Below are 15,478 nucleotides of genomic sequence, written 5' to 3'. Positions count from 1 at the left end.
GACGTGGACTGGGTCGAAAACTCCTCGTCCATGTGCGGCCGGATCATCACGAAAACCGTGGCCTCGCCGCAGACGCCGCCGGAGAGGCAGACGCGGTAGGAGAACTGGTCCTGGCCGGTGGCATTAGCGGCCGGCTGGTAGCGCAGCACGTCGTCCACGGCGCTGGCGGGGGTACCTCCGCCATCGACGGTGGCCGTGCCTTTCGTGGGTGGCGCCACCACCGCCAGGCTGCCGCCGGCCAGGCGCGCACGATCGAAATCGTCGTTCTCCAGATTGAGCAAGGTGTTTGGACCGCTGCCTTCCTTCACCAACACGCGGTCGTCGCGCAGCACGATTTCAAGCGGCGCCGGGGCGTCGTCGTCGCGCACCACCAGTTTCCAGCGGCGCGTGTGCGGGATTTCCCGTCGGGCGCCACTGATGCCGAAGTCCCAGTCGAACTCGATCGTTTCGTCCTGCTCCCGCGTGGTGTCGCCGTAGATCGTCACCGGCAGGGCCACCTCGGTTTGCCCGACATCGATGCGCAGCGGCGTCAACGGAACCTGCGCGTAATCGACACCCGGCGTTGCGCTGCCCCCGTTGCTGCGCACGGCGAATTCGACCGGGATCACGGCGGGGCCATCAAGGCGGAACACCATCTGGGCCAAGGTTTCGCCGGCGTTGCCTTCCACTGCCTGGGCATCCGGGGCCGACAAGCGGGGCATCGACTGCAGCGGCACGACTTCGTTCGTGGGCGCGGACGGCGGTCCGACACCAACCGCATTGCGGGCACGCACGGTGAAGGTATACGTGCGGCCATTCTGGAGCCCGTATATCGGCTTGCGGGGCAGATAGCTCACCTCCGGCGGGACATCGGCGGGCGTCGCTTCATAGATATATTCGAGGATCGGCATGCCACCGTCGGCAGGCGGATCAACCTCGACGCTGACCGCGCCAACCCCCGAATAGGCGCGGGGCAAGCCCGGCGCCTCGGGCACCGTCGCCCCGTCGGCGATCAGCGGGCTGGTGATGCGGATGCGGCGATTGCCTTTGTCGGCGATCCAGAGCTGGTTCCTGAAATCGACGGCCAAGCCGGAGGGCTGGTTGAGCCTGGCCTCGCGCACCGGGCCGCCGTCCCCCGAGAACCCCTCCGTGCCGGTGCCGATGTACTGTTCGAGGCGACCGTCGCTGGTGATGCGCAGAACGCGGTGCTGCCCGGCCTGGGCGATATAGAGCCTGCCCTGCTGGTCCAGCGCCAGCGCCGAGACGGTCTCCAGCTGGGCCTGCGCCGCGGGACCGCCCAGGCCGGCACTGCCGGCCACGCCCGTACCAGCCACCGTGGAGATGATGCCCTGCGGCGTCACCCGCCGGATCCGGAAGTTGCCATTGTCGGCGATGTAAAGGGTGCCGTCCGGTGCGACCGCCAGGGCCCCGGGCGAATCCAGGCGGGCGCTGCCCGCGGGCCCGCCGTCACCGGAAAAACCCGCGACGCCCGTGCCTGCGAACGCCGCGATGACGCCCGAGGGCGGTTCGGATGACTGCGGATTGAGGCGGATCTGCCGTACCCGGTGGCCGGTGCTCACGAAGAGCGAGCGCGTGTGGTCCAGAGAGTTCGAAACCAGCGCCGTGGGTGTATCCAGCCTTGCGTCGGCGGCCGGGCCGCCGTCACCCGAATCGCCTGCCGTGCCGTCACCGGCGAACGTACGCACGATGTCGAGCGTGTCCACCATGCGGATGCGGTGTGTCGCCGGATCGGTGAAATAGAGCACGGCCGACTCCGCCTCCGGCAGATGGGCAATGCCTCCGGGCACGCCGATGACGGCGTCTTCGCGGCTGCCACCATCCCCTGCGAACCCCGGTGTGCCGGTACCCAGGTAGGTCCAGACCGTTTGCGAACTGACCGCCCGGATACGGGCACCGTCGGCGACCGAGCCCGCGCCACCGCCGTCGATGAAGGTAGGCCCTTCGAAGTTCGCCTCGAGCCTCGGCACTTCCGACTCGATCGGGCTGGCAGCGCCGGTGCCGGCGTGCGTGCTGATGGTCTCCGAGGCACCCGCCGTCGCGGACAAGGCCGCCAATGCGGAAAGAAGTACTGCACACGACAGCAGCCGGGCACGACCCTGCAAAGAATTGACCAAGACAATAACTCCCGGGGGGCGGTTGTCAGCCATTGTAACGAGAGGACTTACGAGCAGAAGGAGAAAATCAGGACACTTCGCTGGTCGTCAGTCTTGTTCTTCCTGAACACGCCTGTCGAAACAGTGCGGTCCCGATCCGTGCCACCAGGACGCGCCGCTGCGAATCGCTTCATCCGTGGCCCTGGACGTGTCGTGGGTAAACGTCGCACAGATGCGATAGCGGTGCTGATCCACGATCTCGTAGTCGTAGCCTTCGCCGCTGACGGGATCCGCGATGGACAGACGACTTCCCGGAGCATCGGCCAGCAGGTCGAGGTTTGCGGGAAGCTCGGCCTGGTTGCGATAGTGCCCTTCAACGGCGGTGGTGATGGCCTGCAGGTCGCGAATGCGGCGTTCGTCGAGCCGGAATTCCCGCTGCGTCGAAGGCGACCCGGAAGCCCACAGACCCATGCCCAGCGCCGCGATCACCACCACGATGGCAGCCAGTGCCAATGCCCTGCCCGCGCTCATGCCTCACGCTCCTCGTTGCGCAGGTCCCACAGGTACCAGCCAAAGATGCCGCCGGCGATCATGCCGACCACGGCGGTCTTGAGCACGAAGCGCAGGGTTAGCTCGCCCGACAGCAGCGCGTGCACCAGGGTGATCAGGTCGCCCACCAGCACGCAGGCGGCGACGAACAAAGTCAGGTAGGTCAGCCAGCGCCGCACTGCCGAAAGGCGCTTGCCGGGACTGCGCGCCATCGCCCGGGAAAGGTGGTGCGCCAGGAACAGGTACACGGGGAACGCCACCACGATCGAAGCCATCGCCCAGCGCATCGACCCCAGCTGCCGCTCCACCTGCCAGGCCGGGTCGGCCGGATCCGGCCAGGCGCGGTTGATCAGGTCGAACAGCAGGCTGCCCAGCTGGAAGGCGGAAATGTAGAGCGTCGCGAACAGCGTCAGGTAAAGGAATGCCTCGCGCGCCGACAGGTAAGGCCGCGGCCGCGGCACGGGCACCGGGAACGGCACATCCGCGTAGGCCGCCAGGGCATCGGCAGCCAGCGCATCCGGCCAGCCGGCGGCAGTCAGAGCCTTGCTTATCGATTCACGATCCTGGCCACTGGCCAGGGCATCGCGCACGAACAACGCCAGTTCCTGTGTTCCGGTGCTCGCCATCGTATTTCCTCAGTCAGGGCGCGCAGCCCTGGGTGGTTCCCGGGCCCCCGAGCAATTCAAGATTGTCGATGCTGCTCCACAGGCCCGGCACGCCGTCGGCGAACTCCAGGTCCAGTTCAATGGTGTCCAGGCTGCCGCCGGACACCCGGCGCAGCAGCGTGCCCACGTCACTGCGCTGGCTGGGCGTGAACGTGCAGGTGGGGCAGCTGCCGCTCAGCTGCTGCAGCGCCAGCGTGGCTTCGGCGCCACCGAAGCCGCTGCGTTCGGCCGCCAGGAACCGCGGCACGCCACGGGCGTCGTAGATGAAGGCGGCGAAGTACTCGTAGTTCTCCCACATCTGCACGCTGAAGCCGGTGCCGGCGCGCGCCGGGTCGAACCAGTGCGAGCTGAGGTCCTGCGGCAGCCCGCCCGAGGTCGGGCAACCGCGACCCAGCGACGCCATCGGCTCGCTGCCCGAAAGGCCATCGATCGTGTAGCTGAAGGTGAAGGCATCGGGGCCGCTCGGGGCCACCGTCGCCACGCCCACGTCCACCAGCAGGTTGGAACTGCCGTTCCAGGCGGCGCGGTAGAGCTCGCCGGTCCAGACACCGTCGGCGCCGGGGGCCAGGCCCTGCAGGTAGTACCAGGTCGGGCCACCGTCGTTGGCATAGGCGTACCACAGGCCCGCCCACTGGTTGCCGGCCGGATACAGGAACAGACCGTGGCCGGGGCGTTCGCCGTTGAAGTAGCTGCCCGGTCGCACCTGTGGCGCCGCACCTTCGATGGTGGCGGTGAGGATCATCTCGCCCGGCGCCACACCGGTATTGCTGGCCACCACGTACCAGCGCCCGGGATCCGGCACGGCGTGCACGGCCGAACCGCGCTTGGGGAGTGCGAGCGCGACACCCGCCTGCGATGCCTCGGGCACCGAGGTGTCGGCGGCATCGTCATCCGCGCCCGCGTGCACCAGCTGCATGGTGAAGGAGTTGTCCGGTGCGCTGGAGGTCACGCGCAGGCGGGTGCTGCCTTCAGGCACGTCCAGGAAGATGCGGCGATGGCTGCCGCCTGGTGCCAGCCGCACCCCGGTGGGCATCCCCGGCGTAAGCAGGATGGGTTCTTCGACGTTTGCAGTGCGATGCAGACGCACGGGGAAGCCGCCGATTGTTTCGCCGGGAGACGAATCAAGCCAGACATAACCCAGCCGGCGCTCGCCCCCGAGCAAACCCAGGTCGCGCCAGGACAGCAGCAGGTCGAAGGCTTCATTCGCCGGCAACATGCCAGGGCCGGTCGCGATGAGGCTTCCGTCGGAAGGCAGCAAGGGCACGTCGAAGGCCACCAGGTTTGCACTGGCAGCACCGGCGTTGCGGTTGTGCAGCATCACCCAGTACTGGCCCACGCCCGCCGAAGGCGCCGGCAGCTGCGCGTCGCAGCCCGGGCTGGACGACTGCGCGTCGATGCAGCGCACTTCGTTCGCCTGCGGCAGGCCGTCGCCGTTGAGGTCCAGGCCCAGGTAGAGGTCAAGCTTTTCGCCGCCGCTCGTTTGCAGCGCGTCCACGTGCACGATGTGCGGAACGTCCCGGGCGCCATCGGCGACATCGAAGGCAAACACCTGGTAGGCCCTGCCGGCGGCGGAATCCCAGGGACTGGCAGGCGCGTCATCGACGCCAGGCGTCAGCGCGAAAGACAAGGCCGGCGCCAGCGGCGTGGTCCGGAACACGGCGGCCGGCATCGCCGGCAGGTCCTGCAGGGACTGCGTGAAACGGCCCGAGCGCGAAAGCACCTCGAGATCGCGCCGCGGGAACGGCCGCAGCATGATCGACACCGCGGCTTCGCTGCAGCGCGCCTGGGTATCGCAGAGGCGATAACGGAAACCCGCCTCGCCGGCGAATCCAGCCTGCGGGGTGAACCGCACAGCGTCGCCGACGACCGTGGCCTGCCCGCCCTGGGCGCTTCCCACCAGCGCCACCGGCGCGGCACCCAGGTTGGCGGGATCGAAGTCGTCGTTGTCCAGCACGTCGACCAGGAACGCCGGCGCATTGACTGTTACGACGCGGCGATCGGCCCGTGCAAACGGTGCACCCGTGCCCCCGGGCGGGCCACCCGTGGTGTCGTCGTCGATGATCGTTCCCGTGGCCACGGCCCGACCGGACTGCGCGCCGGTGATGGACTCAAGCACCAGCTCGAACGTCTCGTCCGATTCGTCAATCGTGTCGCCAATCACCTCGACCTCGACGTCGGCCGAAAGCTGCCCGGCGGCGATCACGCGATCGCCGCCATCAGGCGCGACCAGGTCGGTGCCCACGAGGGCGGTGCCCGACTGCGCACGCACACGGAAGCCGACGGGATCCGACGACACCCGGTCGAGGCTGACAGCAAAGCGGGCGATCGAGGTGCCGGCATCCCCCTCAAGCACGGAGGCGTCCGCGATGGAAATCACCGGCGGCGAAGGCTGCTGGGGGAATCCGCTTACCTTGCGCAGCAGGTTGATGCCCTGGTCACCGACGAAGAGCGCGCCCGACGCATCCACGGCCAGTGGACCGATGAAGTTGAAGCTGGCCTGGTCCGCGGGGCCGCCGTCGCCGCCGTAACCCGACTGGCCGGTGCCCGCAGCGGGGCGCACCACGCCAGCGGTGCCAATTCGGTAGATGCGACGGTAGACCGGCTCGGCAACAAACAGGCTGCCGTCGCCGGCGGCCGCCATGGATCCCGACAAGGTGAAGGGACTCTGCAGGGCCGGCTCGCCTTCAACGGGCCGGGCATCGCTGCCGTTGCCGGCGACGGTCGTCACGATGCCGGCCGCATCGATGCGGCGGATGCGGTGGTTGCACCGGTCGGTAAGGAACAGCGCGCTGCCCACGAAGGCCAGGTCGATGGGCGCGCAGAACAGGGCCTGCGTGGCCGGCCCGCCGTCGCCGCCGTAGCCGCTCTGTAACCCACCCGCGAACGTCGTGATGCTGCCGTCGAGCTCAACGCGGCGCACGCTGCGACGGCTGGCGATGTAAAGCCGGCCCTGCCCGTCTACCGCCAGCCCCCTGGGCAGGGGCACGCCGGCGTCCACCGCGGGCCCGCCGTCACCGAATGCCGAAGACGAACCGGTGCCGGCAACCCGCTCGACCGTGCCGTCGGTCCGCACGACGCGAACGACGTTGCTGCTGGTCTCGGAAAAGTAAACGTTGCCGGCCGCGTCCACGGCCAAACCTTCGATGGTGCGGAACAGTGCGTCCAGCGCCGGGCCGCCGTCACCAGAGGATCCCGCGCCGCTACGGCCGGCCACCGTGCTCGCCACACCGGCAGGTGTCAGCTTCCGGATGCGGTTGGGGTGGGCAAGGTAAACATTGCCCTGGCCGTCGGTGGCCAGGGCGCTTGGCTGGCCGAAGGCGGCTTCGAATCGGGCCAGGCCGTCACCAAGCAGCACGCCCGACCAGGGATGGATAATGCCGCCGGCGTCCACGCGACGGATGATCCCGGGGCCATGTGCGATCAGCAGGTCGCCGGAAGCAGTGAAGGCCAGCGAGCTGATGGTCGAAAGCACCGCATCGACGGCCGGCCCACCGTCACCACTGTAGCCGCTGGTGTTTTCGCCATTGCCGGCGACCACGGTGACGACGCCCGCAGGCGTGATGCGGCGGACACGGAAGTCACCACCCGCGACGTACAGGTGGCCGTCCGCCGCCAGCAGCAGCTTCTCCGGCCACGGCACCTGGGCCAGGGTCGAGATTTCGCCGGCCGGCGAGATGCGCCGGACGCGGTCGTTGCCACGATCAGCAACGTACAGCGTGCCGTCGGAGGCACGGGCCAGGGCGCGGGGGCTGGACACCATGGCGGAAGTGGCGGGACCCCCGTCGCCTGAATAACCCGCCGTGCCGGTGCCGGCCACCACGGTGAACACGCCCGCCTGGTCGAGGCGCCAGACCGCGTTGTCGGCCGAGAGGAAAAGATTGCCCGACGAATCACTCGCCAGGCCCTGCACGTTGAAGCGGTTGCCAAGGGCAGCGGCATCGGCGCGCAGGCGCACGGCGCCATTGGCTGCAATCTCGCGGATGCGGCGCGGACCGGCTTCATAGACGTGAATGGTGCCGGCTCCGTCGGTACTCAGCTGGGACGGCGACGACAGGGCGATTTCAAACTGCGGCGGATGCGCACCGTGGTACCAGGCATTGGCCGGGCCTGCCCAGGTCGAGACGTTTCCGGCCGGGGAAACACGGCGTATCCGGTTGCCCGCGCTTTCGGCAATGAAGATCGCGCCAGCGCCATCCACGACCATTTCGCGTCCCTGCCACGCGGCGTTTGCCACCGCCGAACCGTCGCCGACGCCACCGCCGGAAAATGCATTGATGGTCTGGGCGAACCCCAGGTGGGACCAGGCGAGGCCCAGGACGAGTGCCGTTGCGGCCAGGCCGCGGCACCCGCGACGAGAATCGAATCGCATTAAAACAGTCCCCGGAAAAGCAGTTTCGTCGAAAGATACCGAATCAAGCCGGCCCCCGCACGGGAACTCAGGACCCGCGCCCCTCAGGGCGCGCAGCCCTGAGTGGTGCCGGGTCCGCCCAGGGGCACGACGACATCAACCGAACTCCAGGCGCCGGGCACTGGCGTGTTCAGCGGGCCCGTCGTGAAGATGGCGTCGAGCTCGATCGACTGCAGCGTGCCATTGGCCAGCACGCGCCGCAGCGTGCCCACGGTGGTGCGGCTGGGACGGCCATAATAGGTGCAGCTCGGGCAGACACCGCCCAGTTGCTCCACGTCCAGCACGTCATCGGCATCGCCGAAGCCGGGTTTCTCGGCCACCAGGAAGCGCGGCTCGCCCAGGGCGTCGTAAACGAAGGCGGCCATGAACTCGTAGTTGGGCAGCATCTGCACGCTGTACCCGGTGCCGGCGTGGGCCGGATCGAACCAGTGCGAGCTGAGGTCCTGCGACGCCCCGCCGAGGTTGGGGCAACCGCGGCCCAGCGCGGCCATGGCTTCCGATCCCTCCAGCCCATCGATGTTGTAGCTGAACTGGAAGGCGTCGGGACCCGTTGGCGTCATCGTGGCCGAACCCACTTCCACCAGGTGGTTGGCACTGCCATGCCAGGCGGCACGGTAGATGGGGGCGTTCCAGGCCCCGTTCGCACCGGGCGCCGGCGCCTGCAGGTAATACCAGGTCGGTGAACCGTTCTCCCGGTAGGTGTACCAAAGGCCTGCCCACATGTTGCCGGCCGGATAAACGAACAGGCCATGGCCGGAACGGTCGTCGTTGAAGTAGCTGCCGGAGCGGACCTCGGGCGCCGTAGCTTCGATCTCGAGCGTGAGCGCAACTTCAGCGATCTCGTCGTCCCGATTGGCGACGACCGCGTACCAGCGCGCCGGCTGCAGCAGGCCTGAGGTGACCACCAGCGATTCCGCGCCGCCCGGACCCTCACCAGCAGCGACCGGCGTGTACGGCTCCGGCACCGGCGCCACCTGCGTGGCGCTGCCCCCCGGCAGGGGCACGGGCACCAGGTACAGGTCCACGTTGGCGTCGCTCTGGCTTGCCAGGCTTACGCGGGTGGTGCCCATCGGCACGTCGAAATAGATGCGCTTGTTCTCGCCGCCCGGCGCCAACGCGACCCGGCGCGTTTCGCCCGGCACCAGGCGCACCGGACGCTGGGAGAGGCTGTCGTTGGAGAGCAGGACCAGGAATTCGCCCATGTCGGTTGAATCATCGGCCAGTACCCGGATGAAACCCGCACGCAGCTGTCCGGACAGGAAGGTGGCGTCCTCCCACAGCACGGTCAGGTCGAAATCCTGACCATCGGGCAACTGACCCGGGGCGGTGGCGGCGAAACTGCCGTCGGTCGGCACCACCGGAATTTCGAAGACATCCACCTCAACCTGCTGGGGCTCAGGATTACGGCTTTGCAGCATGACCCAATAGCGCACCGGCTGGCCTGCCGCCTGCAGGATCTCGAGCTCGCAGCGCCGCTCGAATTCCATCTGGATGCAGCGTAGTTCGTCCTCGGACGGCAATCCGTCACCATTGGTGTCCAGGCCCATGTAGAGCGTGGCGTTGAACGAGAACTGGGTACCGTCCATGGCCACGACGCGCACGCGCCTCGCCTGGCCATCGGGAGCCGCAGCCAGGGTCTGAAGCTGCCAGGCCACGCCTTGGTTGGAATCCCAAGGGGATTCCGGGGTCGTGTCCACGCCGAGGGTGAAAGGCAGTTCGCGCGGCGCCACCAGCGGCGTGGCCAGGAAACGCGCGCCGGGCATCGCCCGGAGGTCGGTGATGCGCAAGCGCTCGCGACCGGTGTGTCCACCCGCCGAGATGAACTGGTCGTCCAGGGGCCTGACCAGCAGGCGCACGGTTGCGGAGAGGCAGCGGCCGGCGGTTTCACAGGCCTGGTAGGTCAACGTGTCTTCACCGGTCCAGTCGGCCTGAGGGGTGTACCGGAGGTAGCCGTAGTTGAACGAGGCGGTGCCGCGGGCCGGCGGGACGAGGATGCTCAGGCTCCCGTCCGGCTGCATCTGGATGCTGTCGTTGTGCGTGACCAGGGCGAGGTGCGGCGAGGCGTTCTCGGGCACGATGTCGATGTCGTCGCGCAGGAAAAACGCCTGCGTACCGGGCTGGTCGTCATCCTGGATGGCCACGACCACGCTGCCGCGGTAGCCGCCGCCCGAGACCACGGCGCCGCTGATCAGGTCGATCTGGACATTGAAGCTCTCGTAGCCCTCCACATAGGTATCGCCGTTGACCTGGATGTCGATCGTGATTTCCGTTTCGCCCACGGGAATCACGAACGGCTCGGCCTGCATGGCCTGGTAGTCGTGGTCCGCGGTCGCCGTGCTGTCGAGGGTGGTGACTTGCAGTTCGACCGGCACGATGGCCGGGGATTCCAGGCGAACGACGACGGGCGCTATCGTGATGCCGCTGTCGCCTTCGTCGATGTGAGCCCCGTCGAAGTTGGCGCGTGGCAGCCCAGCATCCAGGCTGGAGACCCGGCGGATCCGATTGTTCATGTAGTCCGCGATGTAGACATCGCCGGACTCCGAGAGCGCGGGACTGGCCCAGGCGCTGATCTGGGCGTCCAGTGCCGGACCGCCATCGCCCGCGAACCCGAAGCTGCCGTTCCCGGCCACGGGTTCGGTGGCCTGCACATGCGGCAGGTAGCGCTCGATGCGCGCGATGTCGGATCGACCGTAGTAGAGGTTGCCGTGGATGTCCACCGCCAGGCGGGTGGGCTTGAACGCGCCGATGGTGGTGATGATGCCCTCGGCGTCGATCATCCGCAGGCGGCCGTTGCCGCGGTCAGCGATGTACAGGTTGCCGTCCAGGCCGGCCACCAGGCCGTCGGGCGCACTGAGCTTGGCGTTGATGGCGGGGCCGCCGTCGCCGGAGAAACCCACCGTGCCGTCGCCGGCAATGCGGTGCATGATGCCGTCCGGACCGATCTTGCGGATGCTGCTGTGGTCGGAGACGTACAGCGTGCCATCCGCACCGAAGCTGATGGCCTTGGGCAAGCGCAGGGGCCGCTCGGTCGCGGGGCCCGGGTCAGCGCTGAACAGGTTCAGGCCGGTTCCCGCCACCGTCGTGACGATGCCGTTGCCGTCGATTCGGCGGACGCGGGCATTCTCCTGGTCCACCAGGTACAGGTCGCCGTCGAACGGATGCAGCGCGAGCGAGGTGATGCTCGAAAAGAGCGCATCGATGGCTGGACCGCCATCCCCCCTGTACCCGTGGGTGCTGCCGTATTCGCCGGCTTCACCGGCGATCATGGTCACCCGCCCCTGGTCGTCCACCCGGTGCACGGTACCGTCGGTGCTGAAGTAGTAAGCGGAGGTGCCCGGCACGACAACCACCGCCGAGGGGAAGCCAATCGCGGCCTCCAGTGCGGGCCCACCTTCGCCAGTGAAGTTTTGTGCGCCATTGCCGGCGATGGTTTCGATGGTCTGGGCATCGACGGCCGAGGTGAGACAGAGCGCCGTGGCGAGCGACACGGAGAGAAGGCGAAGCACGGAATAGTGGGTCATTCGGTAGGCCCTGAGGCGCTTGAATTCAAAGATTCGCCCAATCTAACGCAAGCCAGTCGAGGCCCGGTGAGAAATCTTCCCGCGTCGTTCAGCCGGCCAGGTGCCGCCGAACCGGAGGGCAGCGGCGGTCTCGGGTTTGCCTCATGCGCCGAAAAAAAAGGCGGGCCGAAGCCCGCCTTTTCGTTCAGCTCTTAGCTGGAATGAGCAGGGCTTAGCCCTCGCCTTCCTCGATGGCCTTGATGGACAGGCGGATGCGGCCCTGCTTGTCCACTTCCAGCACCTTCACCTTGACCAGGTCGCCTTCCTTGAGCTTGTCGGAAACCTTCTCGACGCGCTCGTTGGAGATCTGCGACACGTGCACCAGGCCGTCCTTGCCCGGGGCAATGGTGACGAACGCACCGAAGTCCATGATCTTGGCGACCTTGCCTTCGTAGATGCGGCCCGGCTCGACGTCCGAGGTGATCTGCTCGATGCGCGCCTTCGCGGCCTGGGCGGCGGCGGCGTTGACCGAGGCGATGACGATGGTGCCGTCGTCCTGGATGTCGATCTGGGTGCCGGTTTCCTTGGTGATGCCCTGGATGGTCGCGCCACCCTTGCCGATCACTTCGCGGATCTTGTCCGGGTGGATCTTGATGGTCAGCAGGCGCGGCGCGTACTCGGACAGCTCCGAACGCGGCGCGGTGATGGCCTTGTTCATTTCGCCCAGGATGTGCAGGCGACCGGCCTTGGCCTGGCCCAGCGCCACCTTCATGATCTCTTCGGTGATGCCGTCGATCTTGATGTCCATCTGCAGCGCCGAGATACCACCTTCGGTGCCGGCGACCTTGAAGTCCATGTCGCCCAGGTGGTCTTCGTCGCCCAGGATGTCCGACAGCACGACGTAGTCGCTGCCTTCCTTGACCAGGCCCATGGCGATACCGGCCACCGGCGCCTTGATCGGCACGCCGGCGTCCATCAGGGCCAGCGAGGAACCGCAGACCGAGGCCATCGACGAGGAGCCGTTGGATTCGGTGATCTCGGACACCACGCGGATGGTGTACGGGAACGATTCCATGGTCGGCATCACGGCCTGGACGCCGCGGCGGGCAAGGCGGCCGTGGCCGATCTCGCGACGCTTCGGGCCCATCATGCGGCCGGCTTCACCGACCGAGTACGGCGGGAAGTTGTAGTGGAACAGGAAGTGGTCCTTGGACTCGCCTTCCACGGCGTCGATGATCTGGCCGTCGCGGGCGGTGCCCAGGGTGGCGACCACGATGGCCTGGGTTTCGCCGCGGGTGAACAGCGCCGAGCCGTGGGTACGCGGCAGCACCCCGGTGCGCACCGAGATCGGGCGAACGGTGTCGAGCGCGCGGCCGTCGATGCGGACCTTGGTCTTGAGCACCGACTCACGCATGGTGCTGTATTCGAACTCGCCGAATTCCTTGGCCAGGTCGGCCATGTTCCAGCCGTTGGCTTCGGCCTGCGGCTTGAGCGATTCCAGCACGTCCTTCTTCAGCGCGGAGATGGCTTCCTTTCGCTCGAGCTTGTCGCGCACCTGGAAGGCAGCCTCGAGGCGGTTGCCGATGGCGGCCTTGATGGCGTCGATCGGGGCCTGCGCCTTTTCCGGCGCCTTCCAGTCCCAATGCTTGACGCCGACTTCGGCGACCAGCTCGTTGATGGCGTTGATGGCGACCTGCATCTGCTGGTGGCCGAACATCACGGCGCCCAGCATCACGTCTTCGCTCAGTTCCTTGGCTTCGGACTCGACCATCAGCACGGCGTTGGCGGTACCGGCGACCACGAGTTCCAGGTCCGAGGTCTTGAGCTCGGTGATGGTCGGGTTCAGCAGGTACTTGCCGTCGGCGTAACCAACCTTGGCAGCGCCGATCGGGCCCGCGAACGGGATGCCCGACAGCGCCAGCGCGGCGGACGCGCCGATCAGGGCCGGGATGTCACCGTGCACTTCCGGGTTCATCGACATCACGGTGGCGATGACCTGCACTTCGTTGCGGAAGTGTTCCGGGAACAGCGGGCGGATCGGACGGTCGATCAGGCGGGAGACCAGCGTCTCGCGCTCGGTCTGGCGGCCTTCGCGCTTGAAGAAACCACCCGGGATGCGGCCGCCGGCGTAGAACTTCTCGATGTAGTCCACGGTGAGCGGGAAGAAGTCCATGCCTTCGCGCTGGTTCTTGTTGCCAACCGCCGTCACCAGCACGACCGTGTCGCCGAACTTGACGATGACCGAACCACCCGCCTGGCGGGCGACTTCGCCCGTCTCGAGGGTGACTTCGTGCTGACCGTACTGGAACGTCTTGGTTACTTTCGCCACGTTTATCGCTTCCTTTGTCTCTGGATTCATCCCCACGAGGCACCCTGCCCCGCGGTTGTTGCATTTCCGATCCCGGATTTTTCCGTTCCCCGAAAATGCACACGGCGCATTTCTGCGCCGTGTGTTTTGAAACTGGTTTTAGCGGCGCAGGCCCAAGCGCTCGATCAGCGTCTGGTAACGAGCGACGTCCTTCTTCTTGAGGTAGCCGAGCAGGCTGCGGCGCTGGTTGACCATCTTGAGCAGGCCGCGGCGGGAGTGGTGGTCCTGCTTGTGGGCCTTGAAGTGGTCGGACAGCTGGTCGATGCGGGCGGAGAGCAGCGCGACCTGGACTTCCGGCGAACCGGTGTCGTTCGGGGTGCGCTTGAACTCTTCGATGACCTTGGCGGAATCAATGGACATTGTGTTTTCTCTTTGTGATGCGCAGCCTGCAGGAACGTCGCCTCTGGCGACGCACCGCGATGGCCCGCCGGTTGGGGGAATTGCTTCGGTAAAAGCCGCAAAAGTTTAACGGACAAGGGCTTGCCGGACAAGTCAGCAGGCGCTGGCCCAGCGGAACAGGCGTTTTGGCCAGACCTGCCCCGCTTCGTCGCGACGACCCAGGCCCAGCGACCGGCCGTCGGGGCCGACCAGGTTCAGGTTAGTCGCAACCTCGCCTGCGACGGGCACCGGCTGGCCGTGGCCCAGGCTGCGGGCCTGGCCGGCGTCCACGTGCACGGCCTCGAAGTGCACCAGGCCTGCCTCCACCGGCAGCAGCAGGGCGTCCAGGGCGGCATCGCCGCCCCCGGCGGCCACGGCTTCCAGGGTCTCGATGGTGAACATGCGCGGCTGCAGGAAGGGTTCGACCCAGGTGCGGCGCAGCGCGGTCACGTGGGCGCCGCAGCCCAGGGCTTCGCCCAGGTCCCGGGCCAGGCTGCGGATGTAGGTGCCGGACCCACAGGTCACGGCCAGGCGAAGGGTGTCGCCGTCGAGTTCCAGCAGCTCGATCGCGTCCACTTCGACCTCGCGCTCGGGCACTTCGATGGTTTCGCCGCGCCGGGCCTTCACGTACAGGGGCTCGCCGCCCTGCTTGAGCGCGGAAAAAATCGGCGGGCGCTGGCGGATGCGTCCGGTCAGCGGGACCAGGGCCGCCTCCACGCGGGCGCGGTCGAGCGCGGGCACCGGGCGCTCGCGCAGCACTTCGCCGTCGGCGTCGTCGGTGTCGGTGGTGCGGCCCAGCGCCACGCCGGCCTCGTAGGCCTTGCGGCCGCCCAGCAGCAGGCCGGCGATCTTGGTCGCTTCGCCAAAACACAGGGGCAGCAGGCCGGTGGCCAGGGGATCGAGCGCGCCGGTATGGCCGCCCTTCTCGGCGCGGAACAGCAGGCGGGCACGCTGGAGGGCCTGGTTCGAACTCAGGCCGGCAGGCTTGTCGAGCAACAGCAGGCCGTCAAGCGGCCGGAATACGGTGCGGCCCATCCGGCGGGCCTTCAGTCTTCGGCGGGCGGAACGGGGTTCTCGCGCAGCAGCTGTTCGATGCGCTCGCCCTTGTCCACCGAATCGTCGTAGTGGAAATGCAGCTCGGGCACGTGGCGCATGCGCACGGCCTGGGCCAGGCGATGGCGCAGTTCGGGCGCCAGTTCCTTGAGCGCCGACACCGCCGCCGGGCCCTGGTCGGCCAGCAGCGCGGTGACGAACACCTTGGCGTGGGCCAGGTCGCGGGTCACCTCGACGTCGGAAACGGACACCGACGGCAGCCCGAATTCACGGACCGCCTGGTGCACGATCTGGCCCAGGTCGCGGCGCAGCTGCGCCGAAACCCGGTCGGTACGATGGAAGCTCTTGGTCGCCATGGCTGCCGCCTCCCTTACAGGGTGCGCTGCACCTCGATGCGTTCGAAGCACTCGATCTGGTCACCCGGCTGGACGTCGTTGTAGGCCTTCACCGCGATGCCGCACTCG

9 protein-coding genes are annotated in these 15,478 nt (G+C 67.7%); all 9 read right to left on the bottom strand.

Annotated elements, in window-relative coordinates; all coding sequences use genetic code 11:
• The coding region (locus AACZ35_RS06575) for an Ig-like domain-containing protein (protein WP_339827371.1) at positions 1–2,114 on the bottom strand (2,114 nt) is incomplete at its 3' end.
• A gap of 87 nt (positions 2,115–2,201) precedes the next feature.
• A complete protein-coding gene (locus tag AACZ35_RS06570) occupies positions 2,202–2,624 on the bottom strand; it encodes a hypothetical protein (RefSeq protein ID WP_339827369.1) in 423 nt (140 codons plus the stop codon).
• Positions 2,621–3,268: a DUF5671 domain-containing protein gene (locus tag AACZ35_RS06565; RefSeq protein WP_339827366.1), complete on the bottom strand. Its 648-nt coding sequence runs from the start codon at positions 3,266–3,268 to the stop codon at positions 2,621–2,623. Before AACZ35_RS06565 ends, AACZ35_RS06570 begins: the two co-directional genes overlap by 4 nt.
• A 13-nt stretch (positions 3,269–3,281) precedes the next feature.
• Positions 3,282–7,676 (bottom strand): Ig-like domain-containing protein, encoded by a 4,395-nt coding sequence (locus AACZ35_RS06560; RefSeq protein WP_339827364.1) that lies wholly within the window; start codon positions 7,674–7,676, stop codon positions 3,282–3,284.
• A gap of 83 nt (positions 7,677–7,759) precedes the next feature.
• Positions 7,760–11,236, bottom strand: a complete 3,477-nt coding sequence (locus AACZ35_RS06555; RefSeq protein ID WP_339827362.1) for an Ig-like domain-containing protein — start codon at positions 11,234–11,236, stop codon at positions 7,760–7,762.
• Positions 11,237–11,447: 211 nt separating this feature from the next.
• Entirely contained in the window at positions 11,448–13,544 is a 2,097-nt protein-coding gene (gene pnp, locus AACZ35_RS06550; protein WP_339827360.1) for a polyribonucleotide nucleotidyltransferase, read from the bottom strand.
• Between the two features lie 138 nt (positions 13,545–13,682).
• Positions 13,683–13,943 (bottom strand): 30S ribosomal protein S15, encoded by a 261-nt coding sequence (gene rpsO, locus AACZ35_RS06545; RefSeq protein ID WP_339827358.1) that lies wholly within the window; start codon positions 13,941–13,943, stop codon positions 13,683–13,685.
• Positions 13,944–14,075: 132 nt separating this feature from the next.
• Positions 14,076–14,996: a tRNA pseudouridine(55) synthase TruB gene (gene truB, locus AACZ35_RS06540; protein WP_339827356.1), complete on the bottom strand. Its 921-nt coding sequence runs from the start codon at positions 14,994–14,996 to the stop codon at positions 14,076–14,078.
• A gap of 11 nt (positions 14,997–15,007) precedes the next feature.
• Positions 15,008–15,370, bottom strand: coding sequence for a 30S ribosome-binding factor RbfA (rbfA, locus tag AACZ35_RS06535; RefSeq protein WP_188662571.1), 363 nt, complete (start codon positions 15,368–15,370; stop codon positions 15,008–15,010).
• Between the last annotated feature and the right edge of the window lie 108 nt (positions 15,371–15,478).

The sequence above is a fragment of the uncultured Arenimonas sp. genome (assembly GCF_963976025.1).
Taxonomy (GTDB): Bacteria; Pseudomonadota; Gammaproteobacteria; order Xanthomonadales; family Xanthomonadaceae; genus Arenimonas.
This window is presented reverse-complemented; position numbering and strand designations above follow the sequence as displayed.